The sequence below is a fragment of the Micromonospora sp. CMU55-4 genome, assembly GCF_011602315.1.
Classification (GTDB): Bacteria; Actinomycetota; Actinomycetes; order Mycobacteriales; family Micromonosporaceae; genus Micromonospora; species Micromonospora chalcea.
In genome coordinates this window covers 35170-54872 of the sequence record NZ_JAAOLH010000017.1, presented here as the reverse complement: position 1 = coordinate 54872, position 19703 = coordinate 35170, and the positions used below count along the sequence as shown (strand labels likewise).

The 19703-nt window shown below is 73.5% G+C and carries 26 protein-coding genes; 5 read left to right on the top strand and 21 right to left on the bottom strand.

The genetic code is table 11. The features are described 5' to 3' along the window. Window positions 1-27 precede the first annotated feature (27 nt). On the bottom strand, window positions 28-870 hold the full coding sequence (locus HA073_RS25190) for an NAD-dependent protein deacetylase (protein ID WP_166457427.1): 843 nt from the start codon (window positions 868-870) through the stop codon (window positions 28-30). An 80-nt stretch (window positions 871-950) separates the two neighbouring features. Here HA073_RS25190 and HA073_RS25185 point away from each other — a divergent pair, with 80 nt between their 5' ends. After that, complete coding sequence (locus tag HA073_RS25185; RefSeq protein WP_166457426.1) at window positions 951-1607, top strand: NAD(P)H-binding protein; 657 nt, start codon at window positions 951-953, stop codon at window positions 1605-1607. Between the two features lie 43 nt (window positions 1608-1650). On the opposite strand, the gene HA073_RS31050 is transcribed toward HA073_RS25185, so the two are convergent. The 15 genes from HA073_RS31050 to HA073_RS25110 all read right to left on the bottom strand — a co-directional run bounded on the left by HA073_RS31050 (window position 1651) and on the right by HA073_RS25110 (window position 13433). Next, on the bottom strand, window positions 1651-2334 hold the full coding sequence (locus tag HA073_RS31050; RefSeq protein WP_064445943.1) for a DivIVA domain-containing protein: 684 nt from the start codon (window positions 2332-2334) through the stop codon (window positions 1651-1653). Window positions 2335-2389: 55 nt separating this feature from the next. After that, window positions 2390-3556 (bottom strand): globin domain-containing protein, encoded by a 1167-nt coding sequence (locus HA073_RS25175; protein ID WP_166457425.1) that lies wholly within the window; start codon window positions 3554-3556, stop codon window positions 2390-2392. 2 nt (window positions 3557-3558) lie between these two features. Then, complete coding sequence (locus HA073_RS25170; RefSeq protein WP_069089632.1) at window positions 3559-3948, bottom strand: group 1 truncated hemoglobin; 390 nt, start codon at window positions 3946-3948, stop codon at window positions 3559-3561. Between the two features lie 437 nt (window positions 3949-4385). Beyond that, window positions 4386-4973: a MerR family transcriptional regulator gene (locus HA073_RS25165; RefSeq protein WP_064446489.1), complete on the bottom strand. Its 588-nt coding sequence runs from the start codon at window positions 4971-4973 to the stop codon at window positions 4386-4388. A gap of 218 nt (window positions 4974-5191) precedes the next feature. Continuing rightward, window positions 5192-5656, bottom strand: a complete 465-nt coding sequence (locus tag HA073_RS25160) for a bifunctional nuclease family protein (RefSeq protein WP_043330120.1) — start codon at window positions 5654-5656, stop codon at window positions 5192-5194. Window positions 5657-5868: 212 nt separating this feature from the next. Beyond that, entirely contained in the window at window positions 5869-6570 is a 702-nt protein-coding gene (locus HA073_RS25155; RefSeq protein ID WP_176722889.1) for a MerR family transcriptional regulator, read from the bottom strand. A 50-nt stretch (window positions 6571-6620) separates the two neighbouring features. Further along, window positions 6621-7073: an FHA domain-containing protein gene (locus tag HA073_RS25150; RefSeq protein WP_030503922.1), complete on the bottom strand. Its 453-nt coding sequence runs from the start codon at window positions 7071-7073 to the stop codon at window positions 6621-6623. A gap of 216 nt (window positions 7074-7289) precedes the next feature. Further along, complete coding sequence (gene gcvH / locus HA073_RS25145) at window positions 7290-7670, bottom strand: glycine cleavage system protein GcvH (protein ID WP_043330119.1); 381 nt, start codon at window positions 7668-7670, stop codon at window positions 7290-7292. A 54-nt stretch (window positions 7671-7724) separates the two neighbouring features. Beyond that, entirely contained in the window at window positions 7725-8654 is a 930-nt protein-coding gene (locus HA073_RS25140) for a DUF881 domain-containing protein (RefSeq protein WP_043323991.1), read from the bottom strand. Between the two features lie 10 nt (window positions 8655-8664). Next, window positions 8665-8997: a small basic family protein gene (locus tag HA073_RS25135; protein ID WP_007071104.1), complete on the bottom strand. Its 333-nt coding sequence runs from the start codon at window positions 8995-8997 to the stop codon at window positions 8665-8667. Next, complete coding sequence (locus HA073_RS25130; RefSeq protein ID WP_043323986.1) at window positions 8994-9950, bottom strand: DUF881 domain-containing protein; 957 nt, start codon at window positions 9948-9950, stop codon at window positions 8994-8996. Before HA073_RS25130 ends, HA073_RS25135 begins: the two co-directional genes overlap by 4 nt. Then, window positions 9947-10585 carry a CDP-alcohol phosphatidyltransferase family protein gene (locus tag HA073_RS25125; RefSeq protein ID WP_043323984.1) on the bottom strand — a complete coding sequence of 213 codons (639 nt, stop codon included), beginning with the start codon at window positions 10583-10585 and terminating at the stop codon, window positions 9947-9949. Before HA073_RS25125 ends, HA073_RS25130 begins: the two co-directional genes overlap by 4 nt. A gap of 305 nt (window positions 10586-10890) precedes the next feature. Continuing rightward, window positions 10891-11361 carry a MarR family transcriptional regulator gene (locus tag HA073_RS25120; protein WP_043323983.1) on the bottom strand — a complete coding sequence of 157 codons (471 nt, stop codon included), beginning with the start codon at window positions 11359-11361 and terminating at the stop codon, window positions 10891-10893. 48 nt (window positions 11362-11409) lie between these two features. Continuing rightward, window positions 11410-12597, bottom strand: coding sequence for a PP2C family protein-serine/threonine phosphatase (locus HA073_RS25115; protein WP_043323981.1), 1188 nt, complete (start codon window positions 12595-12597; stop codon window positions 11410-11412). A gap of 89 nt (window positions 12598-12686) precedes the next feature. Then, window positions 12687-13433 (bottom strand): SAM-dependent methyltransferase, encoded by a 747-nt coding sequence (locus HA073_RS25110; RefSeq protein ID WP_166457424.1) that lies wholly within the window; start codon window positions 13431-13433, stop codon window positions 12687-12689. 128 nt (window positions 13434-13561) lie between these two features. Here HA073_RS25110 and HA073_RS25105 point away from each other — a divergent pair, with 128 nt between their 5' ends. The 3 genes from HA073_RS25105 to HA073_RS25095 all read left to right on the top strand — a co-directional run bounded on the left by HA073_RS25105 (window position 13562) and on the right by HA073_RS25095 (window position 15150). Next, window positions 13562-14401 (top strand): universal stress protein, encoded by an 840-nt coding sequence (locus HA073_RS25105; RefSeq protein ID WP_166457423.1) that lies wholly within the window; start codon window positions 13562-13564, stop codon window positions 14399-14401. Window positions 14402-14470: 69 nt separating this feature from the next. Further along, entirely contained in the window at window positions 14471-14680 is a 210-nt protein-coding gene (locus HA073_RS25100; RefSeq protein ID WP_030503913.1) for a hypothetical protein, read from the top strand. Next, window positions 14677-15150, top strand: coding sequence for a hypothetical protein (locus HA073_RS25095; RefSeq protein WP_113974167.1), 474 nt, complete (start codon window positions 14677-14679; stop codon window positions 15148-15150). Before HA073_RS25100 ends, HA073_RS25095 begins: the two co-directional genes overlap by 4 nt. Here the strand turns inward: HA073_RS25095 and HA073_RS25090 are convergent. After that, complete coding sequence (locus tag HA073_RS25090) at window positions 15147-15347, bottom strand: hypothetical protein (protein ID WP_043323973.1); 201 nt, start codon at window positions 15345-15347, stop codon at window positions 15147-15149. The genes HA073_RS25095 and HA073_RS25090 overlap by 4 nt on opposite strands. Before the next feature lie 127 nt (window positions 15348-15474). Here HA073_RS25090 and HA073_RS25085 point away from each other — a divergent pair, with 127 nt between their 5' ends. After that, a complete protein-coding gene (locus HA073_RS25085) occupies window positions 15475-16131 on the top strand; it encodes a hypothetical protein (RefSeq protein WP_043323971.1) in 657 nt (218 codons plus the stop codon). Between the two features lie 5 nt (window positions 16132-16136). Here HA073_RS25085 and HA073_RS25080 read toward each other — a convergent pair whose 3' ends face one another. From HA073_RS25080 to selA, 4 genes are all read right to left on the bottom strand, one after another. After that, window positions 16137-16319 (bottom strand): hypothetical protein, encoded by a 183-nt coding sequence (locus tag HA073_RS25080; RefSeq protein ID WP_064445937.1) that lies wholly within the window; start codon window positions 16317-16319, stop codon window positions 16137-16139. Between the two features lie 66 nt (window positions 16320-16385). Continuing rightward, window positions 16386-16583 (bottom strand): hypothetical protein, encoded by a 198-nt coding sequence (locus tag HA073_RS25075; protein ID WP_030503909.1) that lies wholly within the window; start codon window positions 16581-16583, stop codon window positions 16386-16388. Window positions 16584-16628: 45 nt separating this feature from the next. After that, complete coding sequence (gene selB, locus HA073_RS25070) at window positions 16629-18392, bottom strand: selenocysteine-specific translation elongation factor (protein WP_166457422.1); 1764 nt, start codon at window positions 18390-18392, stop codon at window positions 16629-16631. A gap of 5 nt (window positions 18393-18397) precedes the next feature. Then, window positions 18398-19690 carry an L-seryl-tRNA(Sec) selenium transferase gene (gene selA, locus HA073_RS25065; RefSeq protein ID WP_166457421.1) on the bottom strand — a complete coding sequence of 431 codons (1293 nt, stop codon included), beginning with the start codon at window positions 19688-19690 and terminating at the stop codon, window positions 18398-18400. Window positions 19691-19703 lie beyond the last annotated feature (13 nt).

Here is a 19703-nt window from a genome sequence, read left to right as displayed (position 1 = left end):
TTCCGGCTCATGTCCCGGGGTTGTCGATCACACCGGCGCCGGGGCCGCCGCGCACCGGTCCGCCAGCGCGCGCAGGGTGGCGCCCAGCGGCGCGTCCAGGCGCAGCGCCGCGTAGGTGTCGCCGCGGGTGACGCCCTGGTTGACGATCGCCACCGGGATGCCGTGGCGGGCCGCGCGCAGCACGAACCGCCGCCCCGACATCACCGTCAACGACGACCCCAGCACCAGCAGCGCCCGGGCCCCCTCCACCAGGGCGAAACAGTCGGCCACCCGCGGCGCGGGCACCGTCTCGCCGAAGAACACCACGTCCGGTTTCAGCATGCCGGTGCCGCACAGCGCGCAGTCGACGGTGCGGAACCCGGTCACCGCCTCGTCGGGCAGGTCCACGTCGCCGTCGGGGTTGACGCGCGCCACCCGCGCGTCGAAACCCGGGTTCGCCTCCGACAGGCGCCGATGCAGCTCCTCGCGGCCGGTGGCGTTGCCGCAGTCCAGGCACGTCACCTCGTCGAGGCGGCCGTGCAACTCGATCACGCCGGTGGCGCCGGCGGCGGTGTGCAACCCGTCGACGTTCTGCGTGATGATGCCGCCGAGCAGCCCCGCGTCCTGCAGCCGCGCCACCGCCCGGTGCCCCTCGTTCGGGGCGGCCCGCGCGATCATCTGCCAGCCCAGGTGGCTGCGCGCCCAGTACCGCCGCCGCGCCAGCGGATCCCGGGTGAACTCCTGGTACGTCATCGGGGTGTGCCGGCGGGACGCGCCGCTGGGCCCCCGGTAGTCCGGAATGCCCGACTCGGTGGACAGGCCCGCACCGCTGAGCACCACCACGTCCCCGGCGGCCACCAGCCGCGCCAACGCCTCGAACGCCTCACTCACCCGTCCATGGTCCCTCGCCGGACCCGCACCTCCCACCCGGACGCCCGGCGGGGCGCGCCCGGCCGGGCTACGTTGATCGCATGCGCGTCGTCATCGCCGGAGGGCACGGAAAAATCGCCAAACTGCTGGAGCGGGAACTGGCCGGACGCGCAGACACCGCGCTCGGGCTCATCCGCAACCCCGACCACGCCGCCGCGCTACGCGCCGCCGGCGCCGAACCGGTCCTCTGCGACCTGGAACACACCGACGTCGACACCCTCGCCGCCCACCTGGCCGGCGCCGACGCCGTCGTGTTCGCCGCCGGCGCCGGACCCGGCAGCGGCGCCGCCCGCAAGGACACCGTCGACCGCGGCGCCGCAGTGCTGCTCGCCGACGCCGCCGTCCAGGCCGGCGTACGCCGCTACCTGCTGGTCTCCTCCATGGGCGTGGACGACGCACCCGCCGACGGCACCGACGACGTGTGGGCGGCGTACCTGCGGGCCAAGAAAGCCGCCGAGGACGACATCACCGGCCGGGACCTCGACGTGACGGTGCTGCGGCCCGGCCGGCTCACCGACGACGAACCCGAAGGCCGCATCACGCTGGCCCGGCACGTCACCGGCGGCGCGATCAGCCGCGCCGACGTCGCCCGGGTCCTGCTGGCCCTGCTCTACGCCCCCGGCACCGCCGGGCACACCCTCGAACTGGTCGGCGGCGACACGCCCATCGCCGAAGCGATCACCGCCGTCACCACCTGAGCCGTGCCGCCCGGCCCGCCGCACCGCAGGCCGGGCGGTACGGTCACCGCTGATGCCGGGGCAACGCCGGCTGCGGCGCGCCGCCACCAGCCGCCGGCAACTCCCGGGAGATCCGCTCCATCGTGCGCGCCAACTGCTCACTACCGTCGTCGAGATGCCGCGCCGCCGCCTGCATGTGGGAGATCATCATCTCGCCGAAGATCCGCAACGCCTCCCGCGTCGCCACCGAGTCGTCGAAGCTGCCCCCGGCGGCGCTGCGGTACTCCGCCACCGCCCGCTCGGCCTCCTGCTTCGCCTCCTCCGCCGCCGCCCGCATGTAACTCTCGTACTGGGTACGGGCGTACTCGGCCACCCGGCGCGCGTAGTCGTGCGCCTGCGCGATGATCTGCTCGGCCTCCCGCTGCGCCGCCGACAGCAGGTTGACCTCCTTCGCCGCCGGCGCCGCCGGCGCCTTCTCCGCGCTCGGGATCACCCCGTGCCGGTGCAGCTCCAGATGGTCGTTGAGCCGCTCGTTCTCCGCCCGCAGGTCCCCCACCTGCGCCGCCAGCAGATCCAGCTCGTCGGCCACCTGCAACCGGAACCGGTCCACGTCCGCCGGGTCGTACCCGCGCCGGGTGAACGCCGCCGACCCGAACTCCCACCGACGCACCCGGTCCGCGGTCAGCCGCACCTGCACCGGACCCGACACGTGCTGCGAGTCATAGCTGCTGATCGGGCTCGCGCTCACCGGATCACCTCTGTTCGCGACTGCGGGGCTCGCAACCCCGGCTCACTCCTCGCGCTCACCGGATCACCTCTGCTCCCTCGGAACCGGCCACCGTCCGCCAGGACGGGCCGTACCAGTGCTTGCCGAAACCCTCGTGGTGCAGCTGGCCCGGCTGGTAACCCGCCGCGGTCAGCGCCGCCACCGAATCAGCGACCATCTCGTCGGACCCGCACACATACACGTGCCTCGACCGCCAGTCCCCGTCGGCCAGCACCCGGTCGGCCAGCCGCACCATCTCCCCCGGCCGCTGCGGATCCGATCCGGCCACGTACGACACCCGCAACCACGGATGCGTCGCCGCCAACTTGTCGATCGCCTCACTGTCGTAGAACTCCGTACGCGAACGGGCCCCCACATACAGGTCGACCCGCCGCCCGGAACCCTCCGCCGCCACCTGCTCCACCAGCGCCTTCACCGGCGCCCAGCCGGTCCCGGCGGCCAACAGCAGCAGATCCGACGACCCGGCCTGCCACAACGTCAACCGCTCACCCACCGGCGACGCCAGATGGATCTGATCACCCGCCGCGCACCCGTACACCAGACGCGACGACACCACGCCACCCGGCGCGGCCCGCACGTGCAGCTCCACCGTGCCGTCCGAACGCGGCGCGTTCGCCGGCGAGTAGTACCGCCACGACCGCACCGCCGGATGCGACACCCCGATCGACTGCCCCGGCCTGAACGGCAGCAGATACTGCGGGCGCACCGTCAGCACCGCCACGTCGAACGTGCGCTGCTCGTGCGACAGCACCTCCGCCACCCACCACGGCGGCGACTGCGACTCCGCCGCCTGCGCGCCGTCGGTCATCACCTGCGCCACCAGGCCGTACGCCGCGGTCCAGTCGGCCGCCAGCTCGTCGGTCCACGCCTCACCGCAGAAATGCCGCAACGTCGCCAGCAGCGCCTCACCGACCGCCGGATAGTGCTCCGCGCGCACCGCGAACTTCCGGTGATCCGCGCCCAGGTCCCGCAGGAACCCGACCAGCTGATCCACCTGGTCCACGTGGGACACCACATGCCCCAGGGCCGCCACCAGACGATCCCGCTGCCCGGCCATGTTCGTCGGGAACATCTGCCGGGTCTCCGGATGCGCCAGGAACAGCGTCGAATAGAAGTAGAGCGGCACCTGGTCGCCGTGCGCGGCGACCAGGGACCAGCTCTGCTTCAGCCGTGCCGCGTCCACGCTCAGGCATCCCCCGCCGACACGACCTGATCGCGGACCTGCCCGAGCACGACCTGCACGTCGGCGATCACGTCGGCCGGCACGCCCAGCTCCACCAGCGTCGCCGTCAGGTGCTCACCGACCTTCGCGTAGTGCTCACCCGGAATGTTCAACGGCTGGTGCGCCTCGGCCAGCCCACGCCCGGCGTACTCGTTCGGCCCACCGAGCACCACCGCCAGCATGAGCGCCAGGTGCCGCCGCTGCTCCACCATGTCCACCCCGGTGAAGTAGCCCGCGAGATCCGCATCGGCCAGCACCTTGTCGTAGAACAACTCCACAGCGGCCTTCACCGCCGCCGCGCCGCCGATGCGCTCGTAATGGGAGATCGGGGTGGTCTCGCTCGTCACCGTCATGCTCGGTCCTTCCACCAGGGGTCCGCGGGCAGCGCCGCGTCAGGGGCTCACCGTCCGGCGCGCGAAGTCACACAGCGTTCCACCGTGACGTCGACACGCCGACGATCGGAACGGACGATAGCGCGCCCCCCACCACGCTTCACGCCGCCCCTGTCCCGATCCCGAGAACCGTCAACTACGGACAGTCAACAACAGCCGCGAATACGATGAACACACCGCAGTCAGCCGAGCACCCCCGGTCAACCCGCAGCGCGTACCGTCCCTTTCGGACATTGCGCACCGACCAGCCGCGACCTGCGGATACACCGACCGGGCCGCGCCCGACCACCGGACCGGGCCCGCCCGGCCCCCGCACAGCACACCCCGTCACCAAAACACGAATCGCGCCGTACCCTTTTCGGGCGCGGCGCGATCCCGTCAACGAGACGCGACGCAGGTCACCCGGCCCGGCGCCGCGCCCGACGCGCCGCCAGCTCGTCACCCACCGCGTCCGCCTCCGGCTCCACCGCCGGAGCAGCCGGCTCCTGCCCACCCACCGGCTCCGCCGGCAGATGCGACAACGAACCCTGGATCTCCTTGAACGCCCCACCGATCGCGATGCCGAACACGCCCTGGCCGCCCTGCAACAGGTCGACCACCTCCTCCGGCGACCGGCACTCATACACAGTCGTCCCGTCGGAAATCAACGTGATGCCCGCAAGATCATCCACCCCACGCGACCGCAACGCCTCGATCGCCTTCCGAATGTTCTGCAACGACACCCCGGCGTCCAGCAGCCGCTTCACGACCTTCAACACCACCAGGTCGCGGAACGAGTACAACCTCGACGTCCCCGAACCCGAAGCATCACGCACACTCGGCACCACAAGCGCCGTACGCGCCCAGTAGTCCAACTGCCGGTAACTGATGCCCACCGCCGAACACGCGGTCACACCCCGGTAGCCGACCTCACCGTCACCGACCGACTCAGGCCCCACACCCGCCTGCTGCTCCGCACCCGGACCAGGATCCCGCGGCTCGTGCATCCGGACCAACCTCCCCGCGTCCGTGGCGGTGCCGCGCCGACTCCCCGTCACGCGCACCCCTCGACACGGCAACCCTATCGCCGCCGCCCGCACTTCACCCGCAGGAGACACCGCGACACGCCGCGCGACCGCCCGGCACCAACGACACACGGCGGCCAGCCATCACCCACAGTGACAACCACCGCCGCGCCGACCCCGGCCACCCGGCCGGGCACACCTCAACCCGCGAAGTCCTCCGGACGCACCTGATCCAGGAACTCCCGGAACTTCTCCACCTCGTCCTCCTGCTCGTCCGGAATCACGATCCCCGCCTCGCCGAGGACCTGCTCCGCACAACGAATCGGAGCGCCGACCCGCAACGCCAACGCGATCGAGTCACTCGGCCGCGCCGACACCCGCACCCCGTCACCCAGCAGCAGATCCGCGTAGAACACGTTGTCCTTCAACTCGGTGATCTCCACCGCCCGCAACGGCGCCTGCAACGCCGCCAGCACATCCCGCAGAAGATCATGCGTCAACGGCCGGGCCGGCTTGACCCCCTGCTGCTCGTAAGCGATCGCCGTCGCCTCGACCGCGCCGATCCAGATCGGCAGATAGCGGTCCCCCTCGACCTCCCGCAGCAGGACGATCGGCTGGTTGCTCGGCAACTCCACCCGAACTCCGACCACGCTCAGCTCGCGCACCGCCGCCTCCGTGTCGTCGTCACCTTGCACCGCGCCCCTCCCTGCACGGTACACGGACCAGGACACAGGAGTCCCACACGCTACGTGCACCACGCCTCGCCGGAGGGGCTTACCCCGGCAAGCCTACGACACGCTCCCCCGACCAGATCTTTCCGCGCCACCCCACGACGAAGGGCCGGGCGTCCACGACACCCGGCCCTTCACCGACAACCTCACCGGCCCAACGTCGACCGCAGCCCCACCCGCACCAACGCCGCGTGCAACCGCTGCGACAACGCCACCAGCTCCCGCGCCGTCTCCGCCGCACGAGCCCGCGCCGCCGGATCACTCTGCCGCGCCAACGGCGCCACAAGCTGCGCGAACAAACCAACCTCACGATCCGCCGCCGACCGGTACGCCCGCAGATGCCGAGGCTCCAACCCGTACGCCGCCAGACCCGCCACCGCACTCGCGATGATCAAAGCATCCGCGTCGTACCACCCCGGCGGATCCGACACCAGCACACCGAGCCGCTCCAACTCCGCAAGCGTCGACTCGTCCACGCCGCTACGCGAGATCAGCCCCGCCCGGTCCAGCCGCACCTCCGACGACTCGACCGAATCCACCGGCTCCCGGCCCGGCACCTCACCACCCGGACCCACAGCCACCAGATTCGGCCGCCCCCGCCCCGGCGACGGACCAGAACCGTCCCACTCGGCCAACTGCTCCCGGATCACCCGCAACGGCAGATACTGATCCCGCTGCGCGGTCAACACGAACCGCAGCCGCGCCACATCGTCCCAGCCGTACTTGCGATAACCCGCCGGCGTCCGCTGCGGCTCCACCAGGCCCTCGGCCTCCAGGAACCGCAACTTCGAGATCGTGACGTCCGGAAACTCCGGCCGCAACTGAGCCAGCACCTCGCCGATACTCATCAGCGCAGGCGCCCGCCCAGCCCCGGACGGCGTCGAAGCCGCAGGCTCGTTCACCCCCGGCCGGCCTCACCCTCCGGGCGCGGACCGGCGATGAACACCACCCGGAACTTACCGATCTGCACCTCGTCACCGTTGCTCAACGTCGCCGCCTCGACCCGCTCACGATTCACGTACGTGCCGTTCAGGCTGCCCACATCCCGCACCGTGAACGTCCCACCGTCCCGGTGGAACTCCGCGTGCCGACGCGACACCGTCACATCGTCCAGGAAGATGTCACTGTCCGGGTGCCGCCCACTCGTCGTCACGTCGTGGTCCAACAGGAACCGGGCGCCCGCGTTCGGACCCCGGCGAACCACCAGCAACGCCATACCCGGCGGCAAAGAACCGGACATCCGGCTCGGCACCACATCGGTGTCCGGCCCCTCCAGCACTTCGTCGAGCGAACCGAGATTGAGCGTCGAAGTGACGTCGAGCGGGGGGAACTCGTCGTCTGGGCGCGTCATGGGACCACCTCACGGATCTGTTCGGTCGGCGTCAGGAAATGGCGGGTCTGGCCGCCGGGCAACACCACACCCGGCGGCTGGCTCCCCGTGCCCGGGAAGGCGCATTCCGCAACGCTCAAACTATTGGTTCTCGGTCGACTGGGCGAGCCTAGCCAGCGCCGAAATGCAGGGCAACCGGACGCGCGGAACCACGCCGCCGCCCGGAACAGCACGAACTCAGCTCTCGGTGAGCTCGCGGTACGCATCAGCGGTCAACAACCCCTCGACCGCCGCCGGATCATCCGGAGTGATCTCCACCAACCACCCCGCACCGTACGGATCCGTGTTGATCACCTCAGGGGTGTCGGCAAGCGCCTCGTTGCGCGCCGCCACCGTGCCGCTCAACGGCGCGTAGATCTCCGACACGCTCTTCGTCGACTCGATCTCGCCCAGCGACTCGCCCGCCGCCACCACCGAACCGGAATCCGGCAGCTGCACGAACACGATGTCACCCAGAGCGTCCTGCGCGAAGTGCGTGATACCGACGCGGACGACACCACCGTCACCACCGACCACCCACTCGTGCTCGGCGGTGTACCGCAGATCCTCAGGAATCACCAACTGCGTCCTTCGTCATCGGTGCACCGGAAAAACCGGCGCGGCCGCGCCCGGTCAGGAAACCGGCCGCGCGTGGTCCAGCTTGATCGGCGCGTGCAGCTGCGAAACCTCCACAACCTCACGATCCTCGGAGGTCACGTTACCGCCGCCGTCCCGCACCGATGCGACCACCCCGCCAGGAATGTTCAACGCCGTACGCATCGTCGCCGGATCCCCGATCACCATGATCGTAAACGGACCCGTCAACCGCCGCCCGTCCACCACCAGAACACCATCGGCCCCGTCCACGAAATACGTCGACGCGATGATCCGCACCGCCGAACCATCAGCGCCCTGGATCTGCATCGCCTCCGCGCCCGCACCCCGCAGCTCCTGCACCGCGTCCAGGATCCGCGTCGACGACACCGCCTTCGCCGGCCCCGAGAACCGCACCTCCAGCCCCGGACCCACCGCCGGCAACGTACCCGCCAGGATGCCCAGCTCGTCCGCCCGCCGCGTCGCCTCCTCCAGCGCCGCCTGCCGGCCCTGCTCACCCGAGCGCAACTGCCGCTGACTCTCCTCCAGGGCGTCGATGTCCTGACGCAGCCGCCGCTCCCGCGAATCCAGATCCGACGAGATCCGCACCAGATCCTCCTCCCGCGTCGCCGCGAGCGTCGGATCCGTCGACGTCGTCTTCAACTGCACCACGAGCGTGAAACCCAGCAACGCCAGCAGCACCGCGATCATCAGACCCGCCGAGGAGAACCGCCGCGACCGCGACGGCCGCGCCACCGCACCCGGCTCCGGCTCGGACTCCGGCACCGCCTCCCGCTCCGCCGGCTCCGACGACTCATCCGGCGCCGGCTCCACCGGCGCCAACGGGCTCAACTCGTCCGGATCGGGCGCGTCCGGGCGCGGATCCGGCTCACCCGCCGGACCCGACGGCCGCTCCGGCTCCACCGGACGCGGCCACCCCGTCCCCGTCTCCCTGTGTTCCTCACTCATCGCCACAAACCTACGCCCGGAACAGGTGCCGACGGATCGCCGCCACATTTCCGAAGATGCGCACCCCGAGCACGACCACCACACCCGTGGACAACTGACCACCCACGCCCAACTGGTCACCCAGGTACACGATCAGCCCCGCCACCAGCACGTTCGAGATGAACGACACCACGAACTGCTTGTCGTCGAAGATCCGGTCCAGCTTCGCCCGCACCCCACCGAACACCGCGTCCAACGCGGCCACCACCGCGATCGGCAGATACGGCTGCAACGCCGCCGGCACCGTGGGGTCCAGATACACCCCGAGCACCACACCGGCGAGCAACGCCAGCACCGCGATCATCGGCCACCTCCCGAGGGGCTGGAAGAACCACCCGGGCCGGACGACCCGGGACTCGACGAACCGGCGGCCCCCGAACCCGACGGACGCGGACTCGGACTGACCGAAGGCTCGGCGTAGCGTAGCCGCGGCTGCGGCGCCGCCGGCAAGGTGAGGTCGTCGACCCGCTTCACCCCGAACGACAGCCCCGTCGTCCGCGCCACCTCACGCATGAGCGCCGCCGCCCGGCTCTCGTTGAACCGGTCCCGCATCGACCGCGGCCCGATCGCCTGCACCTCGTACGGGCCCGTCACCGGCCGGTAGTCCACCAGGATCGCCTCACCCGCCGACCGGATCGTCGACGTCGCGGTCAACCGCTGGCCGTTCACCGCCACCGCCTCGGCGCCCGCCGCCCACAACGCGTTGGCCACCTTCTGCAGATCCGAGTACAGCACCCGGGACGGGCCCGCGTCCCCGCTGGTCACGCCGTCCTGGTCCGCCGTCGCGTCGGCCAGCCGCACCACCACGCCGTCACCGCGCACCCGAGCCAGACCGGTGCCCGCCTCCAGCGTGCGCAACCGGGACGCCTGCGAACCGCTCAGCGCCGCGTCCCGCTGCCGGCCGACCTCCTCGCGCAACTGCTCGGCCCGCTCGGTCAACCGGTCGGTCGCCGCCTCACGCCCCTTGATCTCGGCGATCAGCCCCGCCCGCGCCGTCGCCCGGCTCGGCTCCTCCGCCATCGTCTCCCGGTACGCCACCGCGAACAGGAACCCGATCACCGCCAGGACGAGCAGGCTCACCGGACGGCCCAGCACCTGCCGCACCCGCGACATGCCACCCGCCGCCCGGCGCGCCGCCGCGTCCCCGTACCCCGGGTCCAGCGGATTGCGGAACAGCTCGGTCAGGAAGTCCGGCGCGTACACCCGGCTCGACGGGTCGCGCTCCTTCTCCGCGTCGCCGGACGCCGGCCCGGTCACGCCGCCACCTCCGCGCGCCGCGCCCGCATCTGCCGTACGAGACGGCTCGCCTGCACCACGTACATCGCGCCGGCCACCCAGTAGAGGACCAGACCCCACCAGCCCAGGCCCCAGCCGATCGCGCCGGCCGCGGTGCCGATGTCCGGCACGGCGTCGGCCAGCAGCAGGATCGGGAACGCCGCCAGCAGCAGGAAGGTGGCGGTCTTGCCCACGTAGTGCACCGGCGGCGGGCCGTAGCCGTAGCGGCGCAGCACCCCGAGAGAGACCAGCAGCAGCAACTCGCGGGCCAGCAGCGCCCCGGTGAACTGCCAGGGCACCACCTCCCGCGCGGTGAAGGCCAGCAGCGTGGCCAGGATGTAGAGCCGGTCGGCCAGCGGGTCGAGCAGTTCGCCGAGCCGGCTCACCTGCCCCAGCCGGCGGGCGATCCAGCCGTCCACCCAGTCGCTGGTGCCGCCCACGGCGAGCACCACGATGGCCGCGACGTCGGCGCGGACCACGAGGAACAGGTAGAGGAAGATCGGCACGCCGACGAGCCGGACGAAGCTGATCAGGTTGGGCAGCGTGAGGACGCGGTCTCCCACGACCGTGGCGTCCCCGGAATCCGGGTGCTCCGCTGGAGCCGGCCGACGCGACACCGAACCCTCCCTTCGCAGCACGGTCCGGCAGCCGGACGAGCGGCCGCTGGAGGGACGTGCGCGTTGCCGGCCGGTCAGACGCCGGCGCCCTCTGTGATCCCGGGCTGGGACCTCCCCCGACGCGGCCGGTGATCACCGGCCGCTCAGTTGCGCTGCCACTATATCGGGCTCCCCCGCTCCGGCCGCTGGCCGCGCTGCGCCGTTGCTCAGTGTTGTGAGGGTGGGGACCGTCACAACCGCTATGGCATCCTAGGACACTAGCTGACCATCACGGCCGTTGGTCAGGATCAGCGCCGGGGTGGGACTCAGGCGGTCCGGGCGGTGGAGTCGGAGCCCGCCTGCGGCGCGACCGCCGCGGCGGCCTGACTGAACGCCACGAGCGCCAGCAGCAGCTCGTGCTGCGCACGGTTGGGCATCCGGTCGAGCACCGCCTGGACCGCACGGTGCCGGCGCTGCTGCAGGTCGCGCAGCAACGTGTCCGCCGCCGCGGTCGGGATCAGCCGCACCTCTCGCCTGTCACGCGGGTCGGCCACCCGGCGCAGCAGGCCGACGGCCTCCAGGCGGTCACAGAGCCGGCTCGCCGACGACGGGACCACGTCCAGCAGCTCGGCCAGCCGGTTCACGTTGGTGTCCGGATGGGACACGATCAGCGACAGCACCCGCAGCTGCGTCGGCGAGACGCTGACGGTGTGCCGTGAGGTCGCGGAGTCGAGCACACCGATGAGCGCCTCGGCAGCCGACTCGATGGCCGCGGCAAGATTCGGAGGTCGCTCCACCCGCTGTCCCCTGCGATCGTCCCGCTCGTGTTCGCTCCGCCGCCCCGATCACTGCCCCGTGACGTCGTCGGACCGGCCGGAACCGCGCCAGTCCAGGCAGACGACGACCGCGTCGTCACGGAGATCCGCGTCGGCGTGGTACGCATGCAGTTCGCGCATCACCGTACCAACTGCCTCGGTCGCCGGCTGCAGCCGAGTAGCCCGCATCGCGCGCGCCATGGCCCGGACGCCGTACGGCTCCTGCCCGTCGGGCTCCGCCGCGTACACCCCGTCGCTGACCACGAAGAGACGATCGCCCGGCTCCAGAGTGAACTCCTGCACGTCGTACCGGGTCTCGGCGAACATGCCCAACGGCAGTTGCTGCTCCAACGCGATCGGGGTGACCCGCCTCCCCCGCAGCCGCAGCAGTTGCGGGGAACCGGCGTCCACCGCCCGCACCACGCCCCGGCGGCTGTCCAGCTCCAGCAGCAGCGTGGCCACGTGCCGGCCGCCCCGGTGCTGGTAGTAGATGGTGTCCGAGGCCAGCTCCGCCTGCTCGACCAGGCTGCCGCCGGAACGCCGGGCGTTGCGCATGGCGTTCACCGTCATCGCCGTGAGCAGCGACGCGGCCAGCCCGCTGCCGGTGCCGTTGAGCACGGTGAGGGTGAGCCGCTCACAGTCCACCGACCAGTCGAAGTGGTCACCGCCCACCGTGTACGCCGGTTCGAGCTGCCCGGCCAGCAACGCGTCGCCGTGGCGCACGCTGCGCCCCGGCAACAGGTCCCACTGCATCTCCGCAGCCATGCTCAGCCGTTCCCGCCGCCGGGCGCGGCGGTACCTGTCGGTCTCCCGGTCGGCCGCGCGGATGGCCACGGCCAGCTCGCCGGCGGCGTCCCGCGCCGCCTCCACTGTGGCCGCGTCCGGGTCACCGGGCAGCTCGACCATCAGGACGCCGAGCCGCTCCCCCCACACCGACAGCGGCAGGTAGGCCCGGCAGCGGCCGTCGTCGATGATGTCCAGGACCGGCTCCTGGCTGCTGAAGCAGCGTTGCGCCACGGTGTGTGCCGGCAACGGGCCACCGTCGGGCACGTCCGGGTCGAGCACCGGCCAGAGGCCGCTGGCGCGGTAGTCGGCGACGAACACCTCCGCCCGCGCGGCCCCGAGCGTCTGGCGCAGCACCGCGTCCGCGGTCTCCACCAGCTGGTCGGGTGGCGCCGTGCGCAGGGCACGTGACACCGATCCGGACGCCTCCGGCATGCTCATCCTCCGATGACGACTATTGCTACAGAGCAAACATCATACGAAGGACCCCCGACCGCCGAACGGCCCGCCTCGACCGGCGCGGCTCAGTCCGCCGGCCGCAGCGCCAACGCGCCGTAGAACGCGTCCGGCACCGGCTCCGGCTCACCCTCGGGCCGCCACCGGGCCACCGGCACGACGCCCTCGTCGGTGGGACGCCAGCGGCCCAGCAGCGGCGCGAACCGCTCGGGCGCGCGCATCCGGAACGCCGGGCCCATCATGGCCAGCGCCTGCGGGTGCCCGGTCAGCTCCTCGCTGTCGAAGTCGATCGCCAGCCGGCTGCCCGGCGCGACCGCCCGGTACAACTCGTCCAGGGTACGGGCGAGCGTGTCGTCGTCCAGGAACGCGGCCAGCCCGAGGAACACCACTCCGACCGGCCGTCTCCCCCACCCCGGCACGAAACGGTGCAGCTGCGCCCGGTCGACGGTGCCGATGTCGGTGGCGTCGCCGTAGCCGTAACCGGCGCGGTCACTGCCGGCGAGCAGGCGCTGGCCGAGCCGGACCGTCTCCGGGTCGACGTCGGTGTAGAGGACCGTCGCCTCCGGTGCGACCTCGTGCACGTTTCCGCAGGTGGGCACGCCCGCACCGAAGACCAGGAAGCCGTCCACGCCGTCGCCGGCCATGGCGCGCACGGTCCGGCCCAGGAAACCGCGCAGCGAGCGGAAGATCGCCGCGCAGGGCCCGTACGCCGCCTCGAACGCGGCGGCCGCGGCGACGTCGACCGGACGGTGGTGCCGGCCGCCGAGCCAGTAGTCGATCATGCGGGCGGTGCTCGGTCCGTCCGGCTGATCCATCGACGGGCCTCCCTCCCTGGGCGCTGTCCGCCAGCGTACCGACCGGGCGACCGGCGCGGTATCGCCCCGGGCCGGTCCCGCCGGCCGCGATACTGGCCGCGGGAGCGCCGGCCACGAGGAGGTACCTGGTGAACTCCGCTGACGGTGCGGCCGTGGTGGTCGGGGTGGACGGCTCCGAGCCGGCGACCCGGGCCGTGCTCCTGGCCGCCCGGGAGGCCGCCCGCCGCAACCGGCCGCTGCGGGTGGTCCACGGATTCATCTGGCCGCTGCTGGGCGTACCGGTGGCCGCTCCGGCCGGGGCGCCGCCGCACGCCGGCCTGCGTCACCAGGCCGAGCAACTGGTCGCCGACGCGGTCAACGCGGCCCAGGCGCAGGAGCGCGGGCTGCGCATCACCGGCGAGATCATCGACGGGGAGGCGGCCGCCGTGCTGATCGGCGAGTCCCCCACGGCCGCGCTGATCGTGCTCGGCGACCGAGGTCTCGGCGGGTTCGCCTCGCTGGTGATCGGCTCGGTCGCGCTGCAGGTCACCGCGTACGCCGACTGCCCGATGCTGGTGGCCCGGGGCGCCGCCCGCGACACCGGCCCGGTGGTGGCCGGGGTGGACGGCTCCGCGCTGTCCCGCGCCGCCGTCGAGTTCGCCGCCGAAACGGCGTCCCACCGCGGCGCCCCGCTGCGTGTGCTGCACGCCCACCCGGGCGGCCGGTCGGCGCAGGCCGACGAGCAGGAGCGGGTCCTGGCCGAGTCGGTCGCCGGCGTCGCCGAGCGCTGGCCGGACGTGCCGATCAACCGGGAGGCGGTGCGGGCCCGCCCGGTCACAGCGCTGACCGAGGCGTCCCGGGACGCCCAACTGGTCGTGGTGGGCCGGCAAGGCCGCGGTGAGCTCAGCGGCTTGCTGCTCGGCTCGGTGAGCCAGGGGATCCTGCACCGCGCCGCGTGCCCGGTCGCTGTCGTCCGCGCCCCGGCCTGAGCGCACGGTTGGCCCCGGCCCGGGCGGGTAGACGGGTTCGTCAGCCGACGGCGACCCGAGGAGGCAGTGATGGCAGGACCCCGTCCGGGCAGCAACGCGTACGACAAGCAACGGGCACGGCTGCGCGACCTCGTCGAGCAGTCCGGGCGCGCCACCGACAAGGAGGCCAACCAGGTCGCCAACCGGATCCTGCAGGACGACCGTGGGCAACGCGGCGTGGTCCGGGGCGAACGGACCTACGGCCCCAAGGGCAACCGGGAACCGGGTGACCCGAAGTGAGAGCGGCATCCGCCGTCGACGGCGCCATCGCGGGCGCCGTCGGCAGCGCCGTGCTCAACGCGGTCTCCTACCTCGACATGGCGCTGCGGGCGCGGCCGGCGAGCAGCACCCCGGAGTCGGTGGCCGGACGGCTGGCCGACGTCACGCACGTCGACCTGGGCCCCGGCGACGAGGCGGCGAACCGCCGTTCCGGTCTGGGGCCACTGCTCGGGTACGCCACAGGCATCGCCGCGGGGGCCGCGTTCGGTCTGCTCGCCGGACACCGGCGGATCCCGTTGCCGCTGGCCACGGTGCTGCTCGGCGGTGGGGTGATGGCCACCTCGGACGGCTCGATGACGGTGCTGGGCGTGACTGACCCGCGTACCTGGCGGCGCGCCGACTGGGTCTCCGACCTGATCCCGCACCTGGCGTACGGGCTGTCGGCCGCAGCCACCTGGCGGCGGCTGCGGCCGGCGTCGGCTCGCGGTTAGCTCTCGTCGTCGGCAACCGGCTCACCGGCCGGGCCGTACGGCGACACCTGACCCTTCGGAACGGGCCGTCCCGCGTCGGCGTTCGACGTGCCCCGGCTCCGCGAACGGCCGCCCGCCTGGGTGGCCGTCTTGCGGCTGTCCTGGCTGGTGGCGCCGAGATCGTTCCGGCGCAGTTCCTCCTGCTGCGGCTTGACCACGGCTCTCTCCTTCCCGGTGGGGCGCACGGCCGTCGGCCGCGCACCAGACAGGCGTACCCGTCGCCGCCCGGCGCATTCCGGATCGGCGCGGGGGTCTGGCCGGGGCCGGGACGGGTAAGCCGGATGGATGCCAGACGATCGCAACGTCGCGCGCGCCCTGCTGGACCGGCAGTCCCGCACGTACGCGGAGGAGGCGGGGATCACCCTCGCCGACCGGCCCGGCCCGCTCTACCAGTTGCTGGTGCTCACCACGCTGCTGAGCACCCGGATCCGGGCGTCGGTGGCGGTGGCCGCCGCCCGGGAGCTGTTCGCCGCCGGTTACCGCACCCCGCAGACGATGGAGGCGGCGAGCTGGCAGGACCGGGTCGACGCGCTGGGCCGGGGCCACTACCGGCGCTACGACGAGCGGACCGCGACCATGCTCGGCACCGGCGCCCGGCTCTGCCTGGACCGCTGGCACGGCGACCTGCGCCGGCTGCACCAGGAAGCCGGCGCCGACCGGGCCGCGCTGCGCCGGTTTCTCACCGAGTTCCCCGGCATCGGCCCCACCGGGGCGGACATCTTCCTGCGCGAGGCGCAGTCGGTGTGGCCGGACGTGCGCCCGTACGCCGACCGGCGCACGCTGGCCGGGGCGAAGCGGCTGGGCCTGCCGGCGAGCCCCGGCGACCTGGTCGGGCTGGTCGGCGAGGCCGACTTCGGGCGGCTGGCGTCGGCGCTGGTGCGGGTGGCGCTGGGCGAGGAGTCGGCCGGCGAGGTGAGCCGCAGCGCCGCCACGGCGCGCTGAGAGCGCTACTTGGCCGGCCCGGGCTTGGTCAGGTTCCAGGCCAGCAGCGAGGCGAGCAGCGCGAGCAGCACCACGCCGCCGGAGACGCCGCCCTCCCCGCCGCTGTCGCGGCTTCCCGAGAAGCCGAAGTAGATCACGGCCAGTCCGGCCAGCACGGTGATGAACGTACGCAGTCCCCTGTCCTTCACGCCCGCACCGTACGACCGGCGGCGCCGCCCGGGGCGGGGATCGGGCGGCCGTCCCCCGTCCGGGTGTCAGTCCGTCTCCAGGTCGTCCAGGGAGATCGCGTGGGTCATCAGCCAGCGGGCCAGCGCGGCCATCCCGAACAGCCACAGCGGCGCCGACTCGGTGGGGCCGTTCGTGGCGTAGATGGCGAACCTCAGATCCGGTGCGCGGTACGCCTCGATCCGCCACTTGTGGTTCTTGTCCCGCCAGACCGCGGAAGGGTCCATGGCGTCACGGTAGGTGACCGGAGCGGGCGGGCGACGCCTGTTGCGTCAGCCCGGCGGGCGGAGCACCTCGCGGGCGTCGTCGGGCAGCCGCCGGGTGGCGCCGCGCCGGTCCAGCAGCTCCAGCAGCGGCACCGCCACCCGGCGGGTGGTGCCGAGCGCCTGCCGGGCGGCGCTGAGCGTGAACGGCTGCGGCAGCCCGGCCAGGACGCGCACCGCGTCGTCCGGGGCGCCGGGGAGCAGCACCACGTTCTCGGCCAGCTTCAGCAGCGCGCCGGCCCGGACGGCGGCGCCGATCTCGCGGGGGCCGAGCCCGAGGTCGGCCAGGTGGTGCGCCTCGGGCGCCTGGAACGGTCGGTCGCCGTACTCGGCCCGGACCCGGTCCACCGCCCGCGCCACCGGATCGGGCAGCGTGTGCTGCCCGGCGGCGGTGACCAGGCCGTCGCGCAGCCGCAGCGGCGGGCGCAGCAGCGCCGTCACCAGCGCGCGGTCGGGCACGTCGAGCCGGTGCCGCAGCACGTCGACCGGCACGCCCGCGGCCAGCGGATGCTCGGCGGTGTACCGGGTCACCTCCTCGGTGAGGCGGCGGCCCAGGTCCCGCCAGTGCTCCGGGTCGGCCAGCCACTGCCCGGCCACCGGCGTCGCGGTCGGCGGCACGCCCATCCGGGTCAGGTCCCCGGCCCGGATCAGCAGCCGCCGGCGCAGCTCCCCGGCCAGGTCCGGGCGCCCGTCCAGCCCGGCGAGCACGGCCGCGCGGGCCGCTGCCGCGCCCCGGCGGCGCAGCGGCGGCGGGTCCACGTCCAGCACCGTGACGCCACCGCAGACGTGGTGCCGGCCGGGGTCGCGCAGCAGCGCCCGGTCCCCGATCAGCAGCGGCAGCGGCCGGGCCAGGCGCAGCCGGACCGTGTCCGGGCCCAGCGGCCGGACCCGGGCGGGCACCGCCGCCGAGCCGGCGTGCAGCATGAGCGTGGCCGGCAGGTCGGCGGCCGGGTCGCCGGACAGGCGCACGTCGAGCAGGTCGGTACGCCCGAACCGGCCGGGTGTGAGCAGCGCGTCGCCACGCCCGACGCGGTCCCGGGGCAGGCCGCGCAGGTTCACCGCGACCCGGGCCACCGCCTCGACGGCGGTGTGCGCGGCGCCGAGGGAGTGCAGTCCGCGTACCCGCACCGCCTCGCCGGTGCCGGCCAGCTCCAGTTCGTCGCCGACGCGCAGCCGGCCGCCGCCGAGCGTGCCGGTGACCACGGTGCCGCTGCCGCGTACCGTGAACGCCCGGTCCACCCAGAGCCGCACCGGCGCGTCAGCGGCCGGGTCGGGCAGCCGGGCGGTCAGGCGGTCCAGGGCGGCGCGCAGCTCGGGCAGGCCGGCGCCGGTGACCGCGGAGACCGGCACCGCCTCCACCTCGCCCAGCGACGTCGCGGCGATCTCCGTGCGGGCCCGCGCCGTCGCCGGCCCTGGGTCGGCGAGGTCCGCGCGGGTCACCGCGAGCAGCCCGTACGACACACCCAGCGCGTCCAGCGCGGCCAGGTGCTCGGCGGACTGCGGCATCCAGCCCTCGTCCGCGGCCACCACGATCAGCGCGGCCGGGACCGGGCCGACACCGGCGAGCATGTTCGGCACGAACCGCTCGTGTCCGGGTACGTCGACGAAGGCGACGGTGCCGCCGGAGGGCAGCGTGGTCCAGGCGAAGCCGAGGTCGATGGTCATGCCCCGGCGGCGTTCCTCCGCCCACCGGTCCGGTTCCATCCCGGTCAGCGCCCGCACCAGCGTCGACTTGCCGTGGTCGACGTGCCCGGCGGTGGCCACCACCCACATGCCGGTCAGTCCTCCACGCTCAGCACGGCCACGCGGACCCGGTCGTCGGCGCCCTCCGGCACGGCGCGCAGGTCCAGCAGGAGCCGGCCCTGCAGCACCCGTCCGAGGACCGCCGGGTCGCCGGCGCGCAGCGGCTCGGCGTACCGCTCGGGCAGGCTCAGCGCCCACGAGTCCAGCTCCACGCCGGGCGCCCCGCCGCCGCCGACGACTGCCGCGCTGGGCACCACCTCGGCCTTGCAGCCGTCCTCACCGAGCCGGTCACGCAGCCGCTCCACCCGCTCCCGCAGCCGGACCGGGTCGGCGTGCAGCGCGTCGCGGGTGGGCGTGGTCGGGGCGTACAGGGTGGCGGCGAGCGCGGCGAGGGTGAGCTTGTCGACGCGCAGCGCCCGCGCGAGCGGGTGCCGGCGCAGCCGGTGCACCAGGTCGGCGTCGCCGAGCAGCAGACCGGCCTGCGGACCGCCGAGCAGCTTGTCGCCGCTGGCGGTGACCATGTGCGCGCCCGCGCGCAGCGTGGTGGCGGCGTCCGGCTCGTCGGGCAGCAGCGGGTCGGGCGCGAGCAGGCCCGACCCGATGTCGACCACCACCGGTACGCCGAGCGTGGCCAGCTCGGCGACCGGCACCGCCGAGGTGAAGCCGGTGACCACGAAGTTCGACGGGTGCACCTTCAGCACGAACCCGGTGTGCTCGCCGATCGCGGCTTCGTAGTCGGCGCGCGTGGTGCGGTTGGTGGTGCCCACCTCGCGCAGCCGCGCGCCGGTGCTGGCCAGCAGGTCGGGCAGGCGGAACCCGTCGCCGATCTCGACCAGCTCACCGCGGCTGACCACGATCTCCCGGCCGGCGGCGAGCGCGGTCGCGGCCAGCGCCAGCGCGGCGGCGCCGTTGTTCACCACGTGCACCGCCCCGGCGTCGGGCACGGCGGCGGCGAGCGCGTCCAGCGCCTCCCGGCCGCGCCGCGCCCGCCGTCCGGTACGCAGGTCCAGCTCCACGTCGGTGTGCCCGGCGGCGGCCACGAGCGCGTCCACGGCGGACGGGGCGAGCGGGGCACGGCCCAGGTTGGTGTGCAGCACGACGCCGGTGGCGTTGAGCACGGCGCGTGGCGTACGGCCGGGCAGGTCGGCGAGCACCGCGTCGCGTACCTGCTCGGGGGTCAGCTCGCCGCGGCGGGCGCGGTCCTGCGCGCTGACGATCGCGGCCTTGACCCGGTCGCGGCCCAGCGTCACGGCGGCGGCGGCCAGCGCGGGATCGGCGAGCAGCGCGTCGGTGCGCGGCACCCGCCGTCGCGGGTCGACCTCACGCATCGCGCACTCCCGG

Excerpts from the sequence above, each read along its gene's own strand:
- HA073_RS25085 (WP_043323971.1), top strand. The coding sequence starts at position 15,475 with ATGCCAGACGATCGCAACGTCGCGCGCGCCCTGCTGGACCGGCAGTCC.
- HA073_RS25140 (WP_043323991.1), bottom strand. The coding sequence starts at position 8,654 with ATGAGTGAGGAACACAGGGAGACGGGGACGGGGTGGCCGCGTCCGGTG.
- HA073_RS25150 (WP_030503922.1), bottom strand. The coding sequence starts at position 7,073 with ATGACGCGCCCAGACGACGAGTTCCCCCCGCTCGACGTCACTTCGACG.
- HA073_RS25075 (WP_030503909.1), bottom strand. The coding sequence starts at position 16,583 with ATGGACCCTTCCGCGGTCTGGCGGGACAAGAACCACAAGTGGCGGATC.
- HA073_RS25185 (WP_166457426.1), top strand. The coding sequence starts at position 951 with ATGCGCGTCGTCATCGCCGGAGGGCACGGAAAAATCGCCAAACTGCTG.
- selB (WP_166457422.1), bottom strand. The coding sequence starts at position 18,392 with ATGTGGGTGGTGGCCACCGCCGGGCACGTCGACCACGGCAAGTCGACG.
- HA073_RS25100 (WP_030503913.1), top strand. The coding sequence starts at position 14,471 with ATGGCAGGACCCCGTCCGGGCAGCAACGCGTACGACAAGCAACGGGCA.
- HA073_RS25155 (WP_176722889.1), bottom strand. The coding sequence starts at position 6,570 with ATGAGTATCGGCGAGGTGCTGGCTCAGTTGCGGCCGGAGTTTCCGGAC.
- HA073_RS25110 (WP_166457424.1), bottom strand. The coding sequence starts at position 13,433 with ATGGATCAGCCGGACGGACCGAGCACCGCCCGCATGATCGACTACTGG.
- HA073_RS25165 (WP_064446489.1), bottom strand. The coding sequence starts at position 4,973 with ATGCACGAGCCGCGGGATCCTGGTCCGGGTGCGGAGCAGCAGGCGGGT.
- HA073_RS25115 (WP_043323981.1), bottom strand. The coding sequence starts at position 12,597 with ATGCCGGAGGCGTCCGGATCGGTGTCACGTGCCCTGCGCACGGCGCCA.
- HA073_RS25135 (WP_007071104.1), bottom strand. The coding sequence starts at position 8,997 with ATGATCGCGGTGCTGGCGTTGCTCGCCGGTGTGGTGCTCGGGGTGTAT.
- selA (WP_166457421.1), bottom strand. The coding sequence starts at position 19,690 with ATGCGTGAGGTCGACCCGCGACGGCGGGTGCCGCGCACCGACGCGCTG.
- HA073_RS25170 (WP_069089632.1), bottom strand. The coding sequence starts at position 3,948 with ATGACGGTGACGAGCGAGACCACCCCGATCTCCCATTACGAGCGCATC.